This is a genomic window from Kitasatospora phosalacinea, from assembly GCF_000716545.1.
GTDB lineage: Bacteria > Actinomycetota > Actinomycetes > Streptomycetales > Streptomycetaceae > Kitasatospora > Kitasatospora phosalacinea.
Genome location: NZ_JNWZ01000017.1, coordinates 18,734 through 40,996, shown reverse-complemented (window position 1 = coordinate 40,996; position 22,263 = coordinate 18,734). Strand labels below are relative to the sequence as shown.

The following is a 22,263-nucleotide window of genomic DNA, read 5'->3' as shown; positions in this document are numbered from 1 at the left end:
GTCAGTACTTCGGAGCGCCGCGGCCCCGCAGGAGGTTGGAGCCGCGGCGCTCCCGCGCCCCCCAGCAGGCCCGGTGCCAGTGCCGCCGGTCGTCCACGCCGCCGCCGTGGTCGGGCCAGGCCACCACGTGGCCGACGCCGGGCGGGATCTCCTGGTCGCAGCCGGGGCACCGGTAGAACCGCGCGGCGGTGCCGGCGACGGTCTGCACCACCCAGTCCTCGCCCCGGTACTCCTCCACCCGGCGCAGCGAACTCCCCATCGGTCCACCGCCGCCCCGTTCCTCGGACTTCTCGATCCGGTTGCGACGCGGTGACACGTGACTCCCCTTTTCCGGCGCGTTGTCCCTCCAGGGTACGGGCCGGCGGGCCGCCGTTCCCAGCCGGTGACCGGACCGCTCCCCGGCGCGTTGTACCCCGGGGGCCCCCGCCCGCCCCACCGCCCCCGCGGGCCCCAATAGCACGGCGGGCCGGTGGGCTGCCGGGGTTTTGGCGGTAATCCACCCTTCCCCGGGGGAAATCGGGGGTTCGGCGTGCCATTGGCACATGACATGGGTTACTCACGTGGTGACACGGCGGGGCCCGCGACCCTGCGCGGCACCGATGGAGGCACCCGATGACGAAGACCACCGCCCGGCCCGAAGCCCGCCCCGCCGCCCCGCGGACGGCCGGCAGCGGGGCGGTGCCGGCGGAGCGGCCCGCCGCCGCCGAGCAGCCGCCGGGCGCCGGCACGGACGCGATCCGGGTCGGCGCCTTCCTGCTGTCCGCGCAGTTCCCCGGCCAGGGCCACGGCGAGGCGCTGGAGCGGACCGTCTCGGCCGCGCTGGCCGCCGAGCGGGCGGGCCTGGACGCGGTCTGGCTGGCCGAGCACCACTTCGTCCCGTACGGGGTCTGCCCGGACGCGGCGACGCTGGCCGCGCTGCTGCTGGGGCGCACCCGGCGGATCGGGGTGGGGACGGCGGTGAGCGTGCTGAGCACCCGGCACCCGGTGGCGCTGGGCGAGCAGGCGGCGCTGCTGCACCTGACCTCGGGCGGCCGGTTCACCCTGGGCGTGGGGCGCGGCGGGCCGTGGATCGACCTGGCGGTGTTCGGCGGCGGCCTGGAGGCGTACGAGCGGGGCTTCCCGGAGCGGCTGGACCTGCTGCTGCGCTGGCTGCGCGGGGCCCGGGTGGGGGCGGCGGGGCCGCAGTTCGCGTTCCCGGAGGTGGCGGTGGTGCCGCGGGCCGCGGAACCGGCCCGGCGGACGGACCTGGCGGGGTGGCTGGGCCTGGAGGGCCGGGTGATCCCGCGCCAGCGCCAGGACGAGGCGGCGCCGGCCCGCTCGGGCCCGCCGGTGGTGGTGGCCTGCACCTCGCCGGGCGGGGTGCGGACGGCCGCCGAGCGGGGCCTGCCGATGCTGCTGGGCATGCACTCGGGCGACGAGGACAAGCGGGAGATGCTGGCGGCGTACCGGGCGGCCTGGCGGGCGGCGGGGCGCGGCGAGGAGCAGTTGGCCCGGGTGGAGCGGGAGCACGTGGCGGCGGGCGTGGCGCAGGTCGACGACCGGGCCGGGGCGGCCCGGGCCGGCCTGCTGCGGACGATGCCGGACTTCTTCGCGCACGGTCTGGGCGCGCACCGCACGGTGGACGGCCGGGAGCGCTCGATGCGCGACCCGCGGGCGTACACCGAGCTGCTGTGCGACCTGCACCCGGTGGGCACGCCCCGGCAGTGCGCGGACCGGCTGCTGGCGACGGCGGAGAGCACCGGCATCCGGCGCTTCGCGCTGCTCGCGGAGGGCTCGGGCGACACCGCGGCGACGCTGCACAACCTGGCCCGGCTGGGCGCGGAGGTGCTGCCGCAGCTGTCCTGAGGGCCCGCGGGGCCGTCGCACGGCCGCGGGCCGACCCGGAGTGCCGGGAAATCCGGGTCGGCCCGCGTCCGGTGGCCGCACGGGCGCCGAAGCGGTGTCGGCGGTGGTGCGGCGGGGTGCGCTGACGCCGGGTCAGCAGTCGCGCAGCTCCGGCGACTGGTTGAGCAGCTGGGCCCGGACGGAGGTGAAGCGGGCGAGCCGCGCCTCGGTGTCGGGGCCGGGGGCGAAGACCGCGACCCGGTGGCAGTTCTGGAAGGCCAGCCGGACGCCGAAGTGCCGCTGCAGGGCGCCCCGGATCGCGTCGCTGGCCAGTGCGCGGAGCAGCTGGCCGCGCTCCTGCTCGCTCGGCGGGGGGACTTCGTTGTCGGCGAAGTCGGTTCCGTCGACCTTGAGTTGGGCGACCAGCGAGCTGATCATGTCCCAGGCGTAGGGCAGCGAGGTGCGGACACAGTCGACGAACTCCCGCTCGTCGACCTCGCCTCGTTCGGCCTTCTCCAACATGGCCGGTGAGACGTCGAGCGACATGGGTTCTCCTCTCGCGGTCCGCTCCGGCGGGATCGCCGGGGCGGTGGTGCGGGTGTGCTGGGTCGTGCGGTCGTGCGGGTCGTGCGGTGAGGGTGGTGCTGTCGGGTGTGCTGGGAGTGCTGGGACGAATGTGCGGTGAACCACTCGCGTTGTTCGAGTGGTGCCGGTGCGACGGATCGGTGGACGCCGTGGGCGGCGGCCGGGTCCGGGGGGTCAGACCAGCGTGGCAGGCATCCCCCTCAACCGGGTCGGTGAATCGGTGGATTGCCGCCCGAACGCCCCTCCCTGGACGAGATTGGCCGGAATCCGACGTGTCCCAACCCACCGTGCCGAGCTGGCGTGCCTCACCGCACGTGCTCGTGCGGTCACCATGCTTCGCCGCTCCCGCCCGGCCGACACCCGTCGTGCGCGCACTCGCTTCAAACGGCTCCCGGTCCGGGCCCGCCCGGACCGGCTGTCTCAAGATTTCGTCAGCTCGGCCCCACCGGACCCCCGGCCGTCACCCGAGCCGTGCGGAATCGAACACGGACCGGGGCACTCCCGGCGGGCCTTAGTCTTGTCCCCATGCGTCTTGTCATCGCCAAGTGCACCGTGGACTACGCGGGCCGCCTCGCTGCACATCTGCCCTCCGCCGTGCGCCTGGTGATCGTGAAGGCCGACGGGAGCGTCAGCATCCACGCCGACGACCGGGCCTACAAGCCGCTGAACTGGATGTCGCCGCCGTGCTCCCTCAAGGAGGCCGACGGCGTGTGGACGGTCACCAACAAGGCCGGCGAGAAGCTGATCATCACCCTGGAGGACGTCCACCACGACTCCTCGCACGAACTCGGCGTCGACCCCGGCCTGATCAAGGACGGCGTGGAGGCCCACCTGCAGGAGCTCCTCGCCGACCGGATGGAGGTGCTCGGCTCCGGCTGGCAGCTGATCCGCCGCGAGTACCCGACCCCGATCGGCCCGGTGGACATCCTCTGCCGCGACTCCGACGGCACCACCATCGCGGTGGAGATCAAGCGCCGCGGCGAGATCGACGGCGTCGAGCAGCTCACCCGCTACCTCGAACTCCTCAACCGGGACCCGCTGCTCGCCCCCGTGAAGGGCGTCTTCGCCGCCCAGGAGATCAAGCCCCAGGCCCGCGTGCTGGCCACCGACCGGGGCATCGGCTGCGTCGTGCTCGACTACGACGAGCTGCGCGGCATCGACGACGACAAGCTCAAGCTCTTCTAGGTCCCTCCCCGCTCGCGGTGCCGACCCGTACGAGACGCACCTGACGTCGGCCCCGGCCGGGGCGCTGGCCGGCTGGGCGGCCGCGCACGGGCTGGAGTTCACGCACATCCTGCCGGCCCGCGGCCGGCACCCCTCGCAGCCGATGCCGTCCTGGCGCGCCGGGGCACGTCGGCCGCGCAGCACCGCCGGGCCGCCGCCGAGGCGGAGCGGCTGCGCGGTGCCGGGTTCACGCCCGTCCGGGTCAGGATCGAGGCGGCGCCCTGGGCGCCGGGCGTCCCGCGCAGTGACGCCGAGGCCGAACGGGCCGACCCGACGCGCTACTTCGAGCACCACGTGAAGGTCCGGCCGGCCCCCGGCACCCCGCGCGAGGAGCTGGCCCGCGCCGCCGCCGGCCACGGCGCGCACGTCTCCTGGAACGCCCGCCGCACCGAACCGGACGGCCACCGCCAGTACTTCGTCACCCAGCGCTGCCACCGCGCCGGCCCGGCCACCGCCGGCGCCCGGCTGGAGCTCCTCACCGCCGCGCTCACCGCCGCCGGCTTCCCGCCGCTGAAGGCCGAACGCGAGTACGTGGTGCACGACTCGGCGCTCGCCCTGGACGAGGGCCGGCTCGGCGACGCCCCCGGGGAGGACCTGCCGTGAAGGAGGCCCCGGACGCCGACGACCTGGCCCGCCGCTTCCCCGGGGACCTGCCGCTGACGTTCCGTCCGGTCGGGGACGGGCGGGCGCGGCAGCTCGCGGTCTTCGACCCGTCGCTCAAGCAGGACGACCGCGCGTACCGGACCACCGACCCGCGCTTCGCCGGTCCCGCGCCGACCACCGCCTGGCGGGCCGCCCGCCGCACCGCGATGGACGCCGTGCTGTCCGCCGTCGCCGCCTCCCGCTGGGCCGGGAACCTGGTGCTGCGCGGCTCCGTCGTGCTGCGCGCCTGGTTCGGCGCCGCCGCCCGCGAACCCGGCGACCTGGACTTCGTCCTCACCCCCGCCGACTGGGCGCCCGACGACCCGCGCACCGCCGAACTGCTCCGCGACCCGGCCGCCGCCGTCCCGAACACCGGGCCCGTCCGCTTCCTGCCGCAGGAGGCCGTCAGCGGGGAGATCCGGACGTACGAGCGCGTCCCGGGCCGCCGCCTGCTGCTGCCCTGGACGGCCGACGGGCTGCCCGGCGGCGGCGTCCAGCTGGACTTCGTCTTCACCGAGCACCTGCCGCTGGAACCCGAGCCGCTGGAGGCCGCCCCGGGCGCGGTGCTGCGCGTCGCCGGGCGGGAGCTCTCGCTCGCCTGGAAGCTGCTGTGGCCGGCCACCGACCGCTACCCGCAGCCCAAGGACCTGTACGACGCGGTGCTGCTCGCCGAGTCGACCGGGCTGCGGTACGGGGTGCTGCGCGAGGTGTGCACGGCCGGCGAGACCTGGCTGGCCGAGGCCCCGCCCGGGCCGGACGACGTGCCCGGCGCCGATCCCGACACCGGCACCGCCGACCGGGCGCACTTCCGCGCCGAGCACCCGGAGCCGACCGCCTCCGGGGAGGAGCTGAGCCGCCGCCTGGCCGCCGCCCTCGCCCCGACCTTCGCCGAAGTCCCGGACGCCGAACGCGCCGACTGGTGGGCCGAGGGCTGGCCGGCCCCGCTGCGGGCGGTCCACGCCGCCGGGGGCCTGGACGCCGCCGAGACCTGGCTGCTCGCCCGGAGCGCCTCCCTGGGCACCGCCCACCGCCTCCTGCGGCGCACCCTCGGCCCGGACGCCCCCGACCCGCTGGCCACCCTGCCGGCCCGCCCGGCCCGGGCCCCGTACGCACGCGTTCTCGCCCGGGGAAACGTCGGCCTGGAACAGCTGCTGCGCTGACGGACCGTCACGCCGCCTGCTAGGGCGTGGAAGTGGGCGTCGACGTGGGGCTCGTCGTCCCGGGGTCGGTCGGCGTGGACGGGGAGGTCGCGGGGTCGGTCGGCGTGGACGGGGAGGTCGCGGGGTCGGTCGGCGTCGACGGCGACTTGGTCGGCGTGGCGGCGGGTGGCGTGGTCTTACCCGGCTTCGTCGTGGCGGTCGTGGTGGTCGCCGACGGAGTGCTGCTCGGCTTGCGGGTGGCGGAGGAGGTGCTCGTCGCCGAGGTGCTCGCGGAGGGGGTCGGGCTGTCGCTGCCGCTGGGGCTGTCCGTCGGGGAGGGGCTGCCGCCGGTGGACGGGCTCGGGGTGGGCGAGGTGCTGCGCGGGGAGGTGGTGGGGTCGAGCGGCGGGAGGTCGTCGGCCGAGTTGCCGGTGCGGTCGCCGCCGGGGCGTTCGTCCCCGGTGGCGGCGACGCCGATCGCGGTGCCGATGACGCCGAGCGCCATCACCGCCGCACCGGCCAGCAGCACCGTCTTGCGGGCGCCGCGCGGGGCCCGCTTGCGCAGCCGGCCCGGCACCACCTGGGCGATGGCCCGGATGGTGCGGCGACGGCGGGCGGGTTCGCTGTCGGTGCCGGCGGTGAGCGCGGCGGTCTCCTCGATCCGGACCAGGTCGAGCATCCGGCGGGCGCCCGCGGCGCCGCGCTGTTCGCCCGCGGCGGCGCGCAGCGCGATGGCCGCCTCCAGTTCGGCGACGGCCCGCTGCGGGCTGCCCGAGCAGAGCGCGTACACGCCCAACTCGTGGTGGAACCAGCCCTGTTCGGCGTTGGCGCCGAGCATCCTGGCGGCTTCCAGGCCGAGTTGCAGGGCGCGCTCCCAGGCGCCCCAGCGCAGCGACAGGGCGAGCGCGGGGGCGGCGGCCCGGGCCAGCCGGAGCACCTCCTCGGGGCGGTCGGCGTCCCGTTCGGCGAGCAGCACGGCGAGGATCACCTCGGCCTCGGCGGCGACCTGGCGGGTCGACACCGAGGCGTGCCCGACCCACCAGGACAGGTGCTCGGCGGCGCCGTGCGCGATCCCGCCGGGGGCGAACGGCGCGGGCAGGCCGTTGCTGTCGTCCTCGACCTCGGGCAGCAGCGCGTCCAGGACGCCTTCGGTGAGGCGGTGGTGGCCGCCGACCGAGACGGCCAGCCCGGCTTCGACGAGTTCCTGCAGGGCGCTCTCACCGAGTCCGACGTCGACCAGCGCGGGCAGGTGCGGCGCGGTCGGGCACTCGCCGCCGAGGGCGAGCGCGAGGCGCAGCACCAGCCGGGCCTGCTCGCTCAGCCCCTGCGCCAGGCGGCGGGCCGGGGCGGCGCTCTCCCCCACCGAGGGCAGCGGCACCTGTCGGCGCAGCTCCTGCTCCAATTCGGCCGGGTCGCTGGGGAGTCGGTACTCCTGGACGGAGCCGAACAGGTTGCGCCGGTCCTCCTGCGCGGCGATCAGGGCGTCCACCGCGACGTCGCGCTGGCGCAGCAGCGCGGCGGCCCGGACGAAGCGCAGCGGCAGGCCCTCGGACTCGAACCACAGGTCCACCGCCCAGGCCCGTTCGACCTCGTCGAGCGGGCGGCCGGCCAGCCGGGCGGCGAGGGTCAGGCAGGCCGGGCGGGACAGGCCGGCCACCAGGTGGGTGCGCAGCCGCGAGCCGGGCGCCGGCGGGGGGCCGCCGGGGGCGGCGGCGATCAGGAACGCGCACTCGGGGGCGAACGCGAGCAGTTCCTCCAGTTCCTCGCCGCCCGGTTCCACGTCGTCGATCACGACCACCGCGGCGACGCCGGCCAGCAGTTCGGCGAGCTGTTCCCGGTCCGGCCGGAAGTCGGGGGCCTGGTGGGTGGCGGCGAACAGCTCCTGCAGCAGGTCCGCGACGGTCCGCCGGTAGCCGCTGAGCCGCACCACGCCGTCCGGCGCCAGTTCCGCGGCCGCCTCGGCGACGGCGGCGAGCAGCGCGGAGCGGCCCGAGCCGGGCTGTCCGACCAGTTGGACCGAGCGGCCCGCCCGGAGCTGCTCCAGCAGGGCTTCGATGTCGCCGTCGCGGTCCAGCAGCCGCAGGTCGCCCGGTCCGGCGCCCAGCGCGAGCGGTCCGACCGCCGGGCTGGGGCCCAACTCGGGCCTGGCCTGCACCAGTCCGCGGATCCGGCGGGGCTGCGGCATCCACTCGTCCGGGCAGTGCCTGGCCTCCGAGCCCTCCGGCCCGCCGACCACCACCAGCCGCTCACCGCTGACCAGTTCCCCACTCCGCGGGCGGACCCCGTCCCCCCGGAACTCTCCGCTCGGCTGACCCACGTCGCTGCTCCCCGCCACTCGGACACCTGACCGGAGACTTTCCCACACGGACGCGGCGGGTCACCACACAGGGGTGGTTCCGACGCCTAGCCGCTCCGCACACGAACCCCGCCCGCCGGGAGGCACCCGCGCCCCGGGCGGCGGCCTGCCCGCCCCGGCACCGGCGGGCGCTAGCCCAGCGCGGGCAGCGTCGTCCCGCAGGAATCCTGCACCGCGCCCTCGACCGCGAGGATCCGGTGCAGCCTGGTCGCGACCAGCAGCCGCTGCAACTGCACGGGCACGTCCCGCAGCACCAGCCGCCGCCCGGCCCGGCCGGCCCGGCGGTGGGTGCCCATGATGACGCCGAGGCCGGTGGCGTCCCAGAACTCCAGGCGTCCGAGGTCGAGGACGAGGTCGCCCTCGCCGCCGTCGACGGCGGCGTGCAGCAGCGCCCGGGCGTCGGCGGCGCTGCGCACGTCGAGCCGCCCTTCGATGGCCAGTCCGGTGTGGTCGCCGGTGATGCGCACGCTGTCCTCCTCCTCGGCCGTCCGCCGTACGTCCGTCCGCTCCTGCGTGCGCCCGCGCGCCCGCGTCCCGGGGAACGTCCGTGCCCTGCGGGGCCGTGTCCGCGCACCGGCCCCTTCCTGAATCTGACGGTCAACCAGTTCCGCAGGTTGCTGTCACCCGCCGGACTGCCCCTCAACTTCACCCGTCCGAGGGAATATACGCAGGATCACCTCACACCTACGCTCGATTGCCGCCCAAATCACCCGTCTGCGGGGCGGACCGTGAGCAAACTCACCCGGCCGCCCGGAGCGCCCCGCACCCGGGCAGCGCGGACCACCTGCGGGAGCGGCACCGCTCTCGCCGGACTCTAGTGGGAGCGCGCCCGCCGTGGTGCGTTCCGGCAGTGTGATCTGCGCCGGAGGAGGTGTGATCTGCACCCCTCCCCGCCTCCTCAGCGCTCCGCGCCGGGGACGGGCAACCCCAGTTCCTGGGCCAGGATCGCGGCCTGCACCCGGCTGCGCAGCCCGAGCTTGGCCAGGATCCGGCTGACGTGCGTCTTGGTGGTGGCCTCGGCGGTGCGCAGCCGGGCGGCGATCTCCGCGTTGGACAGGCCCGCGCCGAGGCAGCCCAGCACCTCCCGTTCCTTGGGCGTCAGCCCGTCGAGCGCGCCGGGCCCGGCCGCCGGCTCGGGCGCGCCGGTGCGGGCGAAGGAGGCGATCAGCCGTCGGGTGACGGACGGCGCGAGCATGCCGTCGCCGCGGGCGACCGTCCGGATGCCGTCGACCAGCGCCTCGGCCTCCAGGTCCTTGAGCAGGAACCCGGCGGCACCGGCCCGCAGCGCGCCCCACACGTACTCGTCGAGGTCGAAGGTGGTGAGCACCAGCACCTGGCCGGCCCCGGCGGCGACCACCTCGCGGGTCGCCGCGACGCCGTCCTTCCGGGGCATCTGGACGTCCATCAGCACCACGTCGGGGCGCAGTTCCAGCGCCAGCCGGACGGCCTGCTCGCCGTCGGCGGCCTCGCCGACCACCTCCAGGTCGTCCTCCGCGCGCAGGATCATCACCAGCGCGGCCCGCACCGCCGCCTGGTCCTCGGCCACCAGCACCCGGATCACGCCCGCTCCCCGTCCGCCGTCCGCGGCAGCACCGCCCGCACCGTCCACGTCCCCCCGTCCGGCCCGGCGGCGAACTCCCCGCCGAGCAGCTGCGCCCGCTCGCCCATGCCGACCAGCCCGGCCCCCGCCCCGGGCACCGGCCGCCCCTCGCCGGGCCGGTACGCGGAGCTCACCGAGATCTCCAACTCCCGCTCCCCGTACCGGACCTCCAGCCGCACCGGGCCGGGCGCGGCGTGCTTGACGGCGTTGGTCAGCGACTCCTGGACGATCCGGTACGCGGCCAGTTCCAGCGGTGCGGACAGTTCGCCGCGCTCGCCCACCTCCTCGGCCTCGAACCGCAGCCCGGCCGCCCGCCCGGCCGCTCCGGCCTGCTCCAGCAGCACGTCCACGGCGGCCAGCCGCGGTGCGACGCAGGGCTCTTCGGGCACCGTCTCGCGCAGCAGGCCGATCATCCGGCGCATCTCGGCCAGGCCCTGCACGCTGTTCTCCCGGATCACCGCCAGCGCCTCCACCAGCGGCTCGTCCCGCTCGCGCCGCTGGCGGCGGGCCACCGCCTGGGCGCCGGTGGCGTGGATGGCGATCGCCGACAGGTGGTTGGCGATCACGTCGTGCAGTTCGCGGGCCATCCGGGCGCGCTCCGCGACCACCGCCCCGCGCCGGTCCAACTCGGCCAGCAGCGCGGTCTGTTCGGCCCGCAGCCGCTCGGTCTCGGCGCGGTCGCGGTGCCGGCGCAGCAGGTCGGCCGTCCAGACCGGGGCGAGGAAGACCAGCCCGCAGAACACCGCGACCAGCAGCGCCCCGGGCACCGACCCGTACCGCCAGGCCAGCCCGGAGAGCACCAGGGTGGCGGCGGCGCCGGTCAGCTGCAGCACCTTGCTCATCCGGACCGGGCCGTACAGGGTGGCCGCGTACAGCAGGTCGGTGTACATCAGCAGGGTCGCCATCAGCGAGCCGAGGTACACGGCGGCGCCGAACAGCACGCCGCCCAGGCAGACCGTCCACACCGTCCACCGGCGGCGGGCCGGTTCCAGCGCCGCCATCGCGGCCAGCGGCAGCGCCACCGCCCACACCGGCAGCCCGGACCGGGCGTCGTAGGCGCCGAAGGCGAGCAGCAGCAGGCCGCCGAGCAGCCCGGCGGCGGCGATGGCCAGGTCCTCCTGGCGGTCGGTGAGCCTCACGGGGCCCATCCCAGCACTCCTTCCGACCTGCGGGAACGACCGGTCGGACGACCCGCCGTCCGACGAAAGTCGCACGCCCCCGTCGACTGGCCGGACGATGTGCCGGAGCCCGCGCGGGGCCAGGATCGAAGCATGGTTTCCCTGATCGTGGCGGGTGAGGTCGGTTTCTGGGTGGTGCTGGCCGCCGGGCTGCTGGCCCGGTACGGGCTGCGCCTGCGCCGCACCGGCGCGGCGGTGCTGGCGCTGCTCCCGGTGGTCGACCTGGTGATCCTCGGCGCGACCGTCGCCGACCTGCGCGGCGGCGCCACCGCGGACTGGACGCACGGCCTGGCGGCGGCCTACGTGGGCTTCTCGCTCGCCTTCGGCCACCGCCTGGTCCGCTGGGCCGACGGCCACGCCGCGCACCGGCTGGCCGACGGCCCGAAACCCGTCGGCATGCCCAAGTACGGTGCCCCGCGCGCCCGTTACGAGTGGGGCGTGTTCGCGCTGACGCTGCTCGCCTCGGTGATCACGGTGGCACTGGTCGCGGCCGTGCAGTGGCTGGTCGGCGACGGCGCCCGCACCGCGGCACTGGACTCCTGGTACCCGCGGATGGGCCTGGTGGTCGGCATCAACCTGCTGATCGCCGCCAGCTACACGCTCTTCCCCAAGCGCGAGCCGCGCGGCCCGCGCTGACCTCCCGTCAGCGGTCCCCGCCGGGCACCCACAGCACGTCGCCGCGCTCCTTGTTCGCGATCCGCGCCAGGATGAACAGCAGGTCCGAGAGCCGGTTCAGGTACTTCGCGGTCAGCGGGTTGACGCTCTCCCCGTGCTCCGCGATCGCCGCCCAGGTCGCCCGCTCGGCCCGCCGCACCACCGTGCACGCCAGGTGCAGGTACGCCGCGCCGGGCGTCCCGCCGGGCAGGATGAAGCTGCGCAGCTTCTCCAGCTCCTCCAGGAACCGGTCGCAGTCGCCCTCCAGCCGGTCGATGTACGACTGCTCGACCCGCAGCGGCGGGTACTTCGGGTCCTCGACGATCGGGGTGGCCAGGTCCGCGCCGACGTCGAACAGGTCGTTCTGGATCCGGGTCAGCACCTCGACCAGCTCGCCGTCCAGCTGCCCGGCGGCCAGCGCCACGCCGAGCGCCGCGTTGGCCTCGTTGGCGTCCGCGTACGCGATCAGCCGGGGGTCGGTCTTCGTCGTCCGGCTCATGTCGCCGAGCGCGGTCGTGCCGTCGTCCCCGGTCCGGGTGTAGATGCGCGTCAGGTTCACCATGTCCGCAGCCTAGCGGGCACGCCGAGCCGTGTTAACGGCGGCTCACTGAGCCGAACGTCACGCGACGTTGACCCATCCCCCAGCCTCCGGCCGGGGGGACCCCCACCAGCGGGTCCCGTCGCTACGCGACGTTGACCCGCTGTCCGGGCGGTGCCGCCTCCAGCCAGGCCAGGAAGCCGGTCAGCGCGTCGTCGCTCATCGCGAGCTCCAGCGGGGCGCCCTTGTGCAGGCAGCGCAGCACCACCGAGCCCGACAGCAGGGCGAGTTCCTCCTGCCCCTGCGGGTAGCGCCGGCCCAGCACCTCGATCTCGGTGCGCGGCAGCACCCGGCGCGGCCGGGGCGCGTAGGAGAAGACCCGGAACCACTCGATCGAGTCGCCGCTGTAGCGGCCGATACCAAAAACCCACCCCTTGCCGTCGGTCTGCGGGACCGGGGCGGAGGTGGGTTGGCCGTTCTCGTCGAGATCCGGCTGCGTGGAGGCGTCGGCCGGCATTTTCAGGCGGTAGGAGCAGTCGAAGGTGCCGCCCACCCGCTGAATGAGGCGGCGGCGTACCGCGAAGCCGACCAGCCCGGCAATGGCGAGGACCACGACCGACGCGCACACCACAAGGGCGAGGACCATGCTCACCTACCTCCTCGCTGCCTTCGTCCCCGTGGCGGTCGATGCACGACCGCCCATTCCTACCAACTGATGCGACAGTCCCGGGGTCACGCTCCAGGCGTCCCCGGGACCGTCGCTGAGATGAGGCTCAGTGCTGCGCCTTGAGCCCGCCGGCGGCGAGCAGGCGGACCTCGGCGCGGCGCTCGGCGTGCGAGTCGGCGTCGGTCCTGGCGTTCTCCAGCGCCCGCTCGGCCCGGGCGACGTCGATCTCGTCGGCCAGCTCGGCGATCTCGGCGAGGATCGACAGCTTGTTGTCGGCGAACGAGATGAAGCCACCGTGCACGGCGGCGACGATCGTCCCCTGGTCGGTGGTGCGGATGGTGACCGGACCGGTCTCCAGCACGCTCAGCACCGGGGTGTGGCCCGGCATGATGCCGGTGTCACCGGAGGCCGTGCGGGCGACAACGATGGTGGCCGCACCGGACCACACCTTGCGGTCGGCTGCGACCAGCTCGACGTGCAGCTCAGCCAACGTGGGCTCCTTGGCTCTTGCCGGTCCTCGGGCACCCGGGCGAACGGGCGGCGATCTCGGCAGTTTCGGTAAGAATAACGGTCGCGCGGCCCCGGAACGAAACCAAGGCCCCGTAAATGACCGGGATCACAACAGATCCAGCGGTGAGGGGTGGCCCCCGACTGAGAGAGCCGGGGACCACCCCTCAACGGTTCGGTCTGCCGTGCAACCGGCTTGCGGTTACTTCTTCAGCAGCTCGGCGGCGTTGCGCTCGAGGTCGTCGATGCCACCGCACATGAAGAAGGCCTGCTCCGGGACGTGGTCGTACTTGCCGTCCGCGATCGCGTTGAAGGCCTCGATGGTCTCCGACAGCGGAACGGTCGAGCCGTCGACACCGGTGAACTGCTTCGCCACGTAGGTGTTCTGCGAGAGGAAGCGCTCGATGCGGCGGGCCCGCTGCACCGTGACCTTGTCCTCCTCGGACAGCTCGTCGATGCCGAGGATCGCGATGATGTCCTGGAGGTCCTTGTACTTCTGCAGGATCCCCTTGATACGGATGGCCGTGTCGTAGTGGAGCTGCGTGATGTACCGCGGGTCGAGGATGCGGGACGTGGAGTCCAGCGGGTCGACGGCCGGGTAGATGCCCTTCTCCGAGATCGGGCGCGACAGAACGGTGGTCGCGTCCAGGTGGGCGAAGGTGGTGGCCGGCGCCGGGTCGGTCAGGTCGTCCGCGGGGACGTAGATCGCCTGCATCGAGGTGATCGAGTGACCGCGGGTCGAGGTGATGCGCTCCTGCAGGAGGCCCATCTCGTCGGCCAGGTTCGGCTGGTAGCCCACCGCGGAGGGCATGCGGCCGAGCAGGGTCGACACCTCGGAACCGGCCTGGGTGAACCGGAAGATGTTGTCGATGAAGAGGAGCACGTCCTGCTTCTCGACGTCGCGGAAGTACTCCGCCATGGTCAGCGCGGAGAGCGCGACCCGCAGGCGGGTGCCCGGCGGCTCGTCCATCTGGCCGAAGACCAGCGCGGTCTTGTCCAGGACGCCCGAGTCGACCATCTCGTCGATGAGGTCGTTGCCCTCACGGGTGCGCTCGCCGACACCGGCGAACACCGACACACCACCGAAGTTCTCGGCGACGCGGTAGATCATCTCCTGGATCAGAACGGTCTTGCCGACACCGGCGCCACCGAACAGACCGATCTTGCCACCGGTGACGTACGGGGTGAGCAGGTCGATGACCTTGATGCCGGTCTCGAACATCTCGGTCTTCGACTCGAGGTCGGAGAAGTTCGGGGCCTTGCGGTGGATCGGCCAGCGGACCTCCACCTGGGACTCGAACTCGGCCTTGTCGACGTTCAGCACCTCACCGAGGGCGTTGAACACCTTGCCCTTGGTGATCTGGCCGACCGGGACGGAGATCGCCGAACCGGTGTCGACGACCTGCGAACCGCGGACCAGGCCGTCGGTCGGCTGCATCGAGATGCCGCGGACCAGGCCGTCGCCGAGGTGCTGGGCGACCTCGAGGGTCAGGGTCTTGCGGCCCGAGCCGTCGGGGTTGTCCACCTCGACGTGCAGGGCGTTGAACATGTTCGGGATGGCGTCGACGGGGAACTCCACGTCGACGACCGGGCCGATGACCCGCGCGACGCGGCCCGTCGCCGTGGTCGGCTCAACAGTGGTGGTCATACTCATTCGCTCCCCGCGCTAGCGTCGGCCAGCGCGTTCGCGCCGCCCACGATCTCGCTGATTTCCTGGGTGATCTCGGCCTGACGGGCCGAGTTGGCAAGCCGCGTGAGCGACTTGATGAGCTCGCCGGCGTTGTCCGTCGCGCTCTTCATGGCGCGGCGGCGGGCGGCGTGCTCGGAAGCGGCCGACTGCAGCAGCGCGTTGTAGATCCGGCTCTCGACGTACCGCGGCAGCAGTGCGTCGAGGACGCCCTCCGCCGACGGCTCGAAGTCGTACAGCGGGAAGATCTGGTTCTTGGCCGGCGTCGCGTCGCTCAGCTCGACCTCGTCGATCCGCAGCGGCAGCAGACGCTTGTCGATGGCGTTCTGCGTCAGCATCGACACGAATTCGGTCGACACCAGGTGCAGCTCGTCCACGCCGCCGGTCTCCGCGGTGAAGGCCTCGATCAGGTCCGCCGCGACCGTCTTGGCGTCCCCGTAGGTCGGCTTGTCGGAGAAGCCGGTCCAGGAGTTCGCCACCGCCAGGTTGCGGAAGCCGTAGTAGCCCACGCCCTTGCGGCCGACGATGTACGTGACCACTTCCTTGCCCTCGGAGCGGAGGCGGGCGGCGAGCGCCAGCGACTGCTTGATGGCGTTGGTCGAGTAGCCGCCCGCCAGGCCGCGGTCCGCCGTGATCAGCAGGACGGCGGCGCGCTTGGCGTTCGGGTTCTCGGTGGTCAGCGGGTGCTTGGCGGTGGACCGGGTGGCCACCGCGGTCACCGCGCGGGTGAGCTCGTCGGCGTACGGAGTGGAGGCGGCCACCGCGCGCTGCGCCTTGACGATGCGCGACGCGGAGATCATCTCCATCGCCTTGGTGATCTTCTTCGTCGCGGTGACGGAGCGGATGCGGCGCTTGTAGACCCGAAGCTGTGCTCCCATGGGTCGTTACGTCCTTTCCCTCGCTACCGGACTCAGGCCTGCTCGGAGAGCAGCTTGCCGTCAGCCGTGGTGAAGCCCTGCTTGAAGGACGTGATCGCGGCGGTCAGCGCGTCGACGGTGCCCTGCTCCAGCAGGCCGGTCTCGACGATGCCGGCCAGGATGCCCTTGTGCTCCAGGCGGACGTTGTCCAGGAACTCCCGCTCGAAGCGGCGGATGTCCGCCACCGGGACGTCGTCCAGCTGACCGGTGGTGCCGGCCCAGATGGAGACGACCTGCTCCTCGACCGGGAACGGCTGGTACTGGCCCTGCTTCAGCAGCTCGACCATGCGCGCACCGCGCTCCAGCTGGGCCTTGGAGGCCGCGTCCAGGTCGGAACCGAAGGCGGCGAACGCCTCCAGCTCGCGGTACTGGGCGAGGTCGAGGCGCAGACGGCCGGCGACCGAGCGCATGGCCTTGATCTGGGCGGAGCCACCGACGCGGGAGACCGAGATGCCGACGTTCACGGCCGGGCGGATGCCGGCGTTGAACAGGTCGGACTCCAGGAAGCACTGGCCGTCGGTGATCGAGATGACGTTGGTCGGGATGTACGCCGAGACGTCGTTGGCCTTGGTCTCGATGATCGGCAGACCGGTCATCGAGCCGCCGCCGAGGGCGTCGTTCAGCTTGGCGCAGCGCTCCAGCAGGCGGGAGTGCAGGTAGAAGACGTCACCCGGGTACGCCTCGCGGCCCGGCGGGCGGCGCAGCAGCAGGGAGACGGAACGGTACGCCTCGGCCTGCTTCGACAGGTCGTCGAAGACGATGAGGACGTGCTTGCCGTCGTACATCCACTCCTGGCCGATGGCCGAACCGGTGTACGGGGCGAGGTACTTGAAGCCGGCCGGGTCGGAGGCGGGAGCGGCCACGATGGTGGTGTACTCCAGCGCGCCGGCCTCCTCCAGGGCGCCGCGGACGGACGCGATGGTGGAGCCCTTCTGGCCCACGGCGACGTAGATGCAGCGGACCTGCTTCTCCGGGTCGCCCGAGCGCCAGTTGTCGCGCTGGTTGATGATCGTGTCGACGGCGACGGCGGTCTTGCCGGTCTGGCGGTCACCGATGATCAGCTGGCGCTGGCCGCGGCCGATCGGGGTCATCGCGTCGATCGCCTTGATGCCGGTCTGCAGCGGCTGCTTGACCGACTTGCGGGCCATGACGCCGGGGGCCTGCAGTTCCAGGGCGCGGCGACCGGTGGCGGCGATCTCGCCCAGGCCGTCGATCGGGTTGCCCAGCGGGTCCACGACGCGGCCGAGGTAGCCGTCGCCGACCGGGACCGAGAGGACCTCGCCGGTGCGGCGCACGGTCTGGCCCTCTTCGATGCCGCCGAACTCACCGAGGATGACGACACCGATCTCGCGGGTGTCGAGGTTCAGCGCGAGGCCGAGCGTGCCGTCCTCGAACTTCAGCAGCTCGTTCGCCATGACCGAGGGCAGGCCCTCGACATGGGCGATGCCGTCCGCCGCGTCAGTGACCGTGCCGACCTCTTCCACAGAAGCGGCGTCCGGCTGGTACGACTGGACAAAGTCGGCCAGCGCGTCCCGGATCTCCTCCGGACGGATCGTAAGCTCCGCCATCAGGCTTCCCTGCTCTCCTAGTTTGCGATCCTCGGCCCGCCATTGAGGGCCGCAAGTGCTCGACTCTCGGCCGGGTCGGGTGAACCGGCCGTACGTTTTGCCGGCCCACCTGGTGTGGACCGACGCCCGACCGAGGGTCGGATAGTGCTGGTGCTCAGCCTTCGAGGCCCTGACGAGCGCCTTCGAGGCGGCTCGCGACGGTGCCGTCGATGATCTCGTCGCCGATCTGAACCCGGACACCGCCCTGGACCGAGGGGTCCACGTCGATGTTCAGGTGCACCGGGCGGCCGCGCAGGCCGGCCAGGGCGGCGGCGAGGCGCTGCTTCTGGACGTCCGACAGCGGAATCGCGCTGGTGACCTGCGCCACCACGCGGCCCCGCCGGGAGGCGGCGAGCTTGGAGTAGGACTCCAGGCCACCCTCCAGGCTACGACCACGCGGGTTGGTGACCAGGCTGGTGACCAGGCGGACGGTGCCGGTCTCGGCACGGCCGCCGAGGAGCTTGCGGACCAGCGCGGCCTTGGCGGCGGCGTCGGCCTTCGGCTCGGTCAGCGCGGCGCGCAGCTCGTGCGAGCCCGCCACCACCCGGCCGAAGCGGAACAGCTCGTCCTCGATGTCGTCCAGCGAGCCGGTCCGGTCCGCCGCGATGACCTCGGCGTACGCGGCCAGCTGCTCGACCGCGTCGACCAGGTCGCGCGAGCCCGACCAGCGCGAGCGGACCAGGCCGGAGACCAGGTCGACGCTCTCGCCGGAGACCTGGCCGTTCAGCAGCGAGGCGGCCAGCTGGGCCTTGTCCTGGCCGGACCGCGCGGGGTCGGTCAGGACGCGGCGCAGCGAGACCTCGCGGTCCAGCAGCGCGGTGACGGCAGCGAGTTCCTCGGCGAGCTTGGCCGCGTCCACCGAGGTGTTGTCGGTCAGGCTCTCGAGGTTCTCGCGGCCGGCGGCGAGTGCCTCACGGCTCGCGCCGATCACTTGGACGCACCCTGGGCAGCGGTGGCCTTGGACTCCAGCTCGTCCAGGAAGCGGTCGATGACACCGCTCTGACGGGCGTGGTCCTCCAGCGACTCGCCGACGATGCGGGAGGCCAGCTGGGAGGCCAGCGAGCCGACGTCCTGGCGCAGGACCGCGGTCGCCTGCTTCTTGTCGGCCTCGATCTGGGCGTGGCCGGCCGCGACGATGGCCTCGCGCTGGCGCTGGCCCTCCTCGCGCATCTCGTTGATCAGGACAGCGCCCTGCTCACGGGCGTGCTCGGTGATCCGAGCGGCCTCGTGGCGCGCCTCGGCGAGCTCGGCGCGGTACTGCTCCAGCAGGGCCTGGGCCTCGGCCTGAGCGGTCTCCGCGCGCTTCATGCCGCCTTCGATGGCGTCACGGCGCTCCCCCAGCACCTTCTCGATGCTGGGGAGGAGCTTCTTGCCGAGGATGCCGAAGACGATGAAGAAGCAGAGCAGGCCGATGATGACCTCGGGCCACGCGGGGAGAAGAGGGTTCATCTTCTCTTCTGCCGCGAGGAGAACCTCGGGGGCCATATCAGAACCTTTCGTCGGAAGTGACTACCGGTGCGCCTGGCTCACTGGCCGTAGACGAACGGCATGACGATGCCGATCAGGGCGAGGGCCTCGGTCAGCGCGAAGCCGATGAACATGTTCGAGCGGATCAGGCCGGCAGCCTCGGGCTGACGGGCCATCGCCTGCACGCCGTTACCGAAGATCAGACCGACACCGATGCCGGGGCCGATCGCGGCGAGGCCGTAGCCGATGGAAGCGACGGAACCGGACACACCTTCAGCGAGAGCGGACATCTCAGCTAATCCTTTGCGGGGATGGGATACCGGTGGGTGTTGGCCACCGGGAGTTCAGGGCGCGGCCGGAGCCGCGGGGCTCAGTGCGCCTCTTCCAGGGCACCGGCGATGTAGCTGCTGGCGAGCATCACGAAGATGTACGCCTGCAGGAACTGCACCAGCAGCTCGAAGGCGGTCAGACCGACGGCCACCACGAAGGACACCGAGCCGTACAGGGCGCCGATGCTGGGGCTGAGCAGGTACCACGAGGCCACCGAGAAGACGACGATCAGCAGGTGACCGGCGAACATGTTCGCGAAGGCTCGGACCGCGAGGGTGAAGGGGCGCACGAAGATGTTCGAGAAGAACTCGATGGGCACCAGGATGACCATGACCCAGCCCGGGATGCCCGACGGCCAGCAGAGGTTCTTCATGCCGCCGACGAAGCCGTGCTTCTTGAAGGTCAGCCCCATGTAGGTGACCCACACGATCGCCGCCAGCCCGACCGGGAACGCGATGCGCGACATCACCGGGAACTGGGCGAACGGGATGATGGACATGATGTTCATGATCCACACGAAGAAGAACATCGAGACCAGCATCGGGACGTACTTCTCGCCCTTTTTGCCGATGGTCTCCAGCACGATGCTCCGCTTGACGAAGTCGTACCCGATCTCGCCGACCAGCTGGAGCTTGCCCGGGAGCAGCTTCGGCTTGGCGAAGGCGGCCCAGAAGAAGCCGACCACCAGCAGCGCGCAGATGATCGACAGCAGCATCGGCTTGGTGAAGTCGACCCCGCCGACCGAGAAGATCGGCTTGAACTCGAACTCACCGAGACCGGGGGCCGGGAAGCCGCAGCCGGAGAAAAGGTGGCAACTGGCCTCGGAGGCGAGCTGGACGTCAGCACCCACCACAGACTCCTTCGTTCTGACGCATGGTTACGGCAACCTCGGTGTGTCGGCGTGGCCGGGAGCCACGGTGCGGCACTGGAACTTGTCGGATTTCTCGCTGACCCGGCGCGGCGCATATCCCCACCGCGGGATCTTCGAAAGCTTCGTGGAGTCGGGGGGCGATCCGTCCGATCATCGGAGGGACCTGGCCGCTTCCCGTACTCCGCCGTTGGGACGGACGATAGCAGTCCGTCAGGAGGGCATAAACACCGCCCCCCTCGCGAGGGGGACGGTATGCCCCGCTCACGGTTGACGCCCTGATTTCGGCTTGCCGTCGGGTTCCACGTAGAAGGTCTTGGCCTTCAGCCAGCCCCGGACCTGGAAGCCCATCCAGATCACCACGAGGGCGAGCAGCGAGATGCCGAAGACCTTGTGGTCGAAGAAGGTGAGGTGCTTGGCCACCGCGAGCAGGACGCCGATCACCAGGATCTGAGTGGTGTAGACCAGCATCGCGCTCGCCATGAGCATCTGCGGGTTGTTCCGGCCGAACCGCGCGAGCGCGAGCTGGCCGGCACCGAAGAAGGCGATCACGACGACGGTCGCGAGCAAGGCGCCGAGCAGACCCTTCCCTCCGGCGGTGGCGAAGGAGATCGCCATGGCGACGACTCCGGCGACCGCAGTGGGGATTGCGGCGCCACGGAGGATCCGGGCGTCGTGGGACGGCATGTCGGCAACTCCGGCGGCATGTCGGAAACGGGGGGCAGTGACACACGGGGGTGCGAGGACCTCGCCGCGGACAGCCGTTGGACGGCGAGCCCGTCGAGGGAGACCGACCGGGGACGGAAGTCCTCCACCTGTCAGGTCTTTCGGCGCGTTCTCGGTACTCGTGAACGGTATCACAAACTATTTGATGAGAGCTTTACCATGAACGTGTGGTACCTGTCACACGGTGGGCCGAAGAGTGCCGCCGAACGGGTGCGGCCGAACGGCCCAACCGGAGGTGACCACCCGTCAGGAACGCTGCTCGCCGCGCGGCCCGGCCGCCGACGCGCCGGTGCCCATCCGCCCCAGCAGCGCCTTGTCCTCGGCCGACAGCTCGGCCATCGCGGGCACCTCGCCGTCCGCCTCCGGCAGCCCGCCGTCCGCCGCACCCGCCGTCTCGCGCGCCGTCTCGCCGACCGCTCCGCCGGTCCCCTCGTCGGCCGCCGCCGTCGCCGAGTCCGCCGCCGGCGCGCTCCCGGCGTCCGGCCCGCCGTCCCGGTAGCGGGGCGGCACGAAGGACTGGACGGCCTTGGGCGCGCGCGGCTTGAAGCGCGGCATCAGCAGCACCGCGAGGCCGACCAGGCACAGCCCGGCCATCGCCAGGATCACCGCGCGGCCGGTGTTGGTGACCGACACCGCGACGGTGCCGAAGGCGATCAGCGCGGCCCAGAAGTACATGATCAGCACGGCCCGGCTGTGCGAGTGCCCGACCTCCAGCAGCCGGTGGTGCAGGTGCTGCTTGTCCGCGGCGAACGGCGACTTGCCCGCCCAGGTGCGGCGCACCACGGCCAGCAGCAGGTCGGCCAGCGGCAGCGCGATCACCGTCAGCGGCAGGATCAGCGGGATGTAGATCGGCACCAGGGCGTGCACGGCGGTGGTCTGCGAGCCGACCTGCTCGGTGATCAGGTCGGGGTCGACCCGGCCGGTGATGGAGATCGCCGCGACGGCCAGCATCAGGCCGAGCATCATCGAGCCGGAGTCGCCCATGAAGATCCGCGCCGGGTGCAGGTTGTGCGGCAGGAAGCCCAGGCACATGCCGATCAGCACGGCGGTGAACAGCGCGGCGGGCGCGGCGTCGTTGATCCCGTAGCCGAGCCAGAGCCGGTACGAGTACAGGAAGAAGGCCATCGCGGCGATGCAGACCATGCCGGCCGCCAGGCCGTCCAGGCCGTCGATGAAGTTGACCGCGTTGACCATGACGACGACCAGCGCGACCGAGATCAGCATGCCCTGGGTCGGGGTGACCGGGACGGAGCCGTAGCCGGGCACCGGGATGGCGATCACCGTGATGCCCTGCCAGACCATCACGCCGGCGGCGATCATCTGCCCGCCGAGCTTCACCAGCGCGTCCACGCCCCACTTGTCGTCCAGGACGCCCAGCACGAACATGATCCCGGCCCCGCAGAGCAGCGCCTTGATGTCCGCGCTCTGCACGAACATCCGCCCCAGGCCGGAGAGTTGGGAGGCCGCCAGCAGGCCGGCCAGCAGGCCGCCGAACATCGCGATGCCGCCGAGCCGCGGGGTCGGCTCGCGGTGCACGTCGCGCGCCCGGACGGCGGGCATCGCCCCGGCCGCGATCGCGAACTTCCGCACCGGACTGACCAGCAGGTAGGTCACCGCCGCCGAGACGAACATGACCAGCAGATACTCACGCACCACCGGCCTCCATGGTCACGCTCGGACGGACGAGTACGCAGGGTACTCCCGTGCTGCTTCGGGGTTCGAGGTGCGTCGCCACGGAGCACACCTT

General features: G+C 72.7%; 23 protein-coding genes. 5 read left to right on the top strand and 18 right to left on the bottom strand.

All coding sequences use genetic code 11. The annotated features are described in order from the left end of the window. Window position 1: 1 nt before the first annotated feature. Window positions 2-316, bottom strand: coding sequence for a hypothetical protein (locus OO48_RS11055; protein WP_033214727.1), 315 nt, complete (start codon window positions 314-316; stop codon window positions 2-4). A gap of 419 nt (window positions 317-735) precedes the next feature. Here OO48_RS11055 and OO48_RS11050 point away from each other — a divergent pair, with 419 nt between their 5' ends. Next, the gene (locus tag OO48_RS11050) at window positions 736-1,845 is read left to right on the top strand and encodes an LLM class flavin-dependent oxidoreductase (protein ID WP_033214879.1); all 1,110 of its coding nucleotides are present in this window, start codon (window positions 736-738) and stop codon (window positions 1,843-1,845) included. Between the two features lie 132 nt (window positions 1,846-1,977). Here OO48_RS11050 and OO48_RS11045 read toward each other — a convergent pair whose 3' ends face one another. Next, window positions 1,978-2,370 (bottom strand): SCO5389 family protein, encoded by a 393-nt coding sequence (locus tag OO48_RS11045; RefSeq protein WP_033214725.1) that lies wholly within the window; start codon window positions 2,368-2,370, stop codon window positions 1,978-1,980. Window positions 2,371-2,934: 564 nt separating this feature from the next. Here OO48_RS11045 and nucS point away from each other — a divergent pair. From nucS to OO48_RS38185, 3 genes are all read left to right on the top strand, one after another. Beyond that, window positions 2,935-3,594 (top strand): endonuclease NucS, encoded by a 660-nt coding sequence (nucS, locus tag OO48_RS11040; protein WP_033214724.1) that lies wholly within the window; start codon window positions 2,935-2,937, stop codon window positions 3,592-3,594. Window positions 3,595-3,927: 333 nt separating this feature from the next. Beyond that, window positions 3,928-4,236: a hypothetical protein gene (locus OO48_RS39205; protein ID WP_051732003.1), complete on the top strand. Its 309-nt coding sequence runs from the start codon at window positions 3,928-3,930 to the stop codon at window positions 4,234-4,236. Then, window positions 4,233-5,435: a nucleotidyl transferase AbiEii/AbiGii toxin family protein gene (locus tag OO48_RS38185; protein ID WP_051732002.1), complete on the top strand. Its 1,203-nt coding sequence runs from the start codon at window positions 4,233-4,235 to the stop codon at window positions 5,433-5,435. The genes OO48_RS39205 and OO48_RS38185 overlap by 4 nt, the downstream gene beginning before the upstream one ends. Before the next feature lie 19 nt (window positions 5,436-5,454). Here OO48_RS38185 and OO48_RS11025 read toward each other — a convergent pair whose 3' ends face one another. From OO48_RS11025 to OO48_RS11010, 4 genes are all read right to left on the bottom strand, one after another. Then, entirely contained in the window at window positions 5,455-7,731 is a 2,277-nt protein-coding gene (locus tag OO48_RS11025; protein ID WP_157845426.1) for an ATP-binding protein, read from the bottom strand. A 170-nt stretch (window positions 7,732-7,901) separates the two neighbouring features. Further along, on the bottom strand, window positions 7,902-8,237 hold the full coding sequence (locus OO48_RS11020) for an STAS domain-containing protein (RefSeq protein ID WP_033214723.1): 336 nt from the start codon (window positions 8,235-8,237) through the stop codon (window positions 7,902-7,904). A 431-nt stretch (window positions 8,238-8,668) separates the two neighbouring features. Next, window positions 8,669-9,331 (bottom strand): response regulator, encoded by a 663-nt coding sequence (locus OO48_RS11015; RefSeq protein WP_033214722.1) that lies wholly within the window; start codon window positions 9,329-9,331, stop codon window positions 8,669-8,671. Then, the gene (locus OO48_RS11010; RefSeq protein ID WP_033214721.1) at window positions 9,328-10,518 is read right to left on the bottom strand and encodes a sensor histidine kinase; all 1,191 of its coding nucleotides are present in this window, start codon (window positions 10,516-10,518) and stop codon (window positions 9,328-9,330) included. Before OO48_RS11010 ends, OO48_RS11015 begins: the two co-directional genes overlap by 4 nt. A 123-nt stretch (window positions 10,519-10,641) precedes the next feature. Here OO48_RS11010 and OO48_RS11005 point away from each other — a divergent pair, with 123 nt between their 5' ends. After that, window positions 10,642-11,184, top strand: a complete 543-nt coding sequence (locus OO48_RS11005; RefSeq protein WP_033214718.1) for a hypothetical protein — start codon at window positions 10,642-10,644, stop codon at window positions 11,182-11,184. A 7-nt stretch (window positions 11,185-11,191) separates the two neighbouring features. Here the strand turns inward: OO48_RS11005 and OO48_RS11000 are convergent, their stop codons facing one another. The 12 genes from OO48_RS11000 to OO48_RS10945 form a co-directional block, all read right to left on the bottom strand. After that, on the bottom strand, window positions 11,192-11,764 hold the full coding sequence (locus OO48_RS11000; protein ID WP_033214717.1) for a cob(I)yrinic acid a,c-diamide adenosyltransferase: 573 nt from the start codon (window positions 11,762-11,764) through the stop codon (window positions 11,192-11,194). 121 nt (window positions 11,765-11,885) lie between these two features. Continuing rightward, entirely contained in the window at window positions 11,886-12,386 is a 501-nt protein-coding gene (locus OO48_RS10995) for a DUF2550 domain-containing protein (protein ID WP_033214715.1), read from the bottom strand. A 127-nt stretch (window positions 12,387-12,513) separates the two neighbouring features. Beyond that, window positions 12,514-12,897 carry a F0F1 ATP synthase subunit epsilon gene (locus OO48_RS10990; RefSeq protein ID WP_033214714.1) on the bottom strand — a complete coding sequence of 128 codons (384 nt, stop codon included), beginning with the start codon at window positions 12,895-12,897 and terminating at the stop codon, window positions 12,514-12,516. Window positions 12,898-13,116: 219 nt separating this feature from the next. After that, window positions 13,117-14,562 (bottom strand): F0F1 ATP synthase subunit beta, encoded by a 1,446-nt coding sequence (gene atpD / locus OO48_RS10985; protein WP_033214712.1) that lies wholly within the window; start codon window positions 14,560-14,562, stop codon window positions 13,117-13,119. Window positions 14,563-14,564: 2 nt separating this feature from the next. After that, window positions 14,565-15,479: a F0F1 ATP synthase subunit gamma gene (locus tag OO48_RS10980; RefSeq protein WP_033214710.1), complete on the bottom strand. Its 915-nt coding sequence runs from the start codon at window positions 15,477-15,479 to the stop codon at window positions 14,565-14,567. A 32-nt stretch (window positions 15,480-15,511) separates the two neighbouring features. Next, complete coding sequence (gene atpA, locus OO48_RS10975) at window positions 15,512-17,086, bottom strand: F0F1 ATP synthase subunit alpha (RefSeq protein ID WP_033214706.1); 1,575 nt, start codon at window positions 17,084-17,086, stop codon at window positions 15,512-15,514. 154 nt (window positions 17,087-17,240) lie between these two features. Then, window positions 17,241-18,056 carry a F0F1 ATP synthase subunit delta gene (locus OO48_RS10970; protein WP_033214704.1) on the bottom strand — a complete coding sequence of 272 codons (816 nt, stop codon included), beginning with the start codon at window positions 18,054-18,056 and terminating at the stop codon, window positions 17,241-17,243. After that, complete coding sequence (locus OO48_RS10965; protein ID WP_033214702.1) at window positions 18,053-18,610, bottom strand: F0F1 ATP synthase subunit B; 558 nt, start codon at window positions 18,608-18,610, stop codon at window positions 18,053-18,055. Before OO48_RS10965 ends, OO48_RS10970 begins: the two co-directional genes overlap by 4 nt. Before the next feature lie 41 nt (window positions 18,611-18,651). Further along, the gene (atpE, locus tag OO48_RS10960) at window positions 18,652-18,882 is read right to left on the bottom strand and encodes an ATP synthase F0 subunit C (protein ID WP_033214701.1); all 231 of its coding nucleotides are present in this window, start codon (window positions 18,880-18,882) and stop codon (window positions 18,652-18,654) included. Between the two features lie 80 nt (window positions 18,883-18,962). Beyond that, window positions 18,963-19,775, bottom strand: coding sequence for a F0F1 ATP synthase subunit A (gene atpB / locus OO48_RS10955; RefSeq protein ID WP_483413974.1), 813 nt, complete (start codon window positions 19,773-19,775; stop codon window positions 18,963-18,965). Between the two features lie 279 nt (window positions 19,776-20,054). Continuing rightward, a complete protein-coding gene (locus OO48_RS10950; protein WP_033214699.1) occupies window positions 20,055-20,477 on the bottom strand; it encodes a Cg1360 family ATP-synthase-associated protein in 423 nt (140 codons plus the stop codon). A 285-nt stretch (window positions 20,478-20,762) separates the two neighbouring features. After that, window positions 20,763-22,169: an MraY family glycosyltransferase gene (locus OO48_RS10945; RefSeq protein WP_033214698.1), complete on the bottom strand. Its 1,407-nt coding sequence runs from the start codon at window positions 22,167-22,169 to the stop codon at window positions 20,763-20,765. Window positions 22,170-22,263: the final 94 nt, after the last annotated feature.

Excerpts from the sequence above, each read along its gene's own strand:
- OO48_RS10980 (WP_033214710.1), bottom strand. The coding sequence starts at position 15,479 with ATGGGAGCACAGCTTCGGGTCTACAAGCGCCGCATCCGCTCCGTCACC.
- OO48_RS11000 (WP_033214717.1), bottom strand. The coding sequence starts at position 11,764 with ATGGTGAACCTGACGCGCATCTACACCCGGACCGGGGACGACGGCACG.
- OO48_RS11010 (WP_033214721.1), bottom strand. The coding sequence starts at position 10,518 with ATGGGCCCCGTGAGGCTCACCGACCGCCAGGAGGACCTGGCCATCGCC.
- atpA (WP_033214706.1), bottom strand. The coding sequence starts at position 17,086 with ATGGCGGAGCTTACGATCCGTCCGGAGGAGATCCGGGACGCGCTGGCC.
- OO48_RS10965 (WP_033214702.1), bottom strand. The coding sequence starts at position 18,610 with ATGGCCCCCGAGGTTCTCCTCGCGGCAGAAGAGAAGATGAACCCTCTT.
- OO48_RS10950 (WP_033214699.1), bottom strand. The coding sequence starts at position 20,477 with ATGCCGTCCCACGACGCCCGGATCCTCCGTGGCGCCGCAATCCCCACT.
- OO48_RS11045 (WP_033214725.1), bottom strand. The coding sequence starts at position 2,370 with ATGTCGCTCGACGTCTCACCGGCCATGTTGGAGAAGGCCGAACGAGGC.
- atpE (WP_033214701.1), bottom strand. The coding sequence starts at position 18,882 with ATGTCCGCTCTCGCTGAAGGTGTGTCCGGTTCCGTCGCTTCCATCGGC.
- nucS (WP_033214724.1), top strand. The coding sequence starts at position 2,935 with ATGCGTCTTGTCATCGCCAAGTGCACCGTGGACTACGCGGGCCGCCTC.
- OO48_RS10995 (WP_033214715.1), bottom strand. The coding sequence starts at position 12,386 with ATGGTCCTCGCCCTTGTGGTGTGCGCGTCGGTCGTGGTCCTCGCCATT.
- OO48_RS11005 (WP_033214718.1), top strand. The coding sequence starts at position 10,642 with ATGGTTTCCCTGATCGTGGCGGGTGAGGTCGGTTTCTGGGTGGTGCTG.
- atpD (WP_033214712.1), bottom strand. The coding sequence starts at position 14,562 with ATGACCACCACTGTTGAGCCGACCACGGCGACGGGCCGCGTCGCGCGG.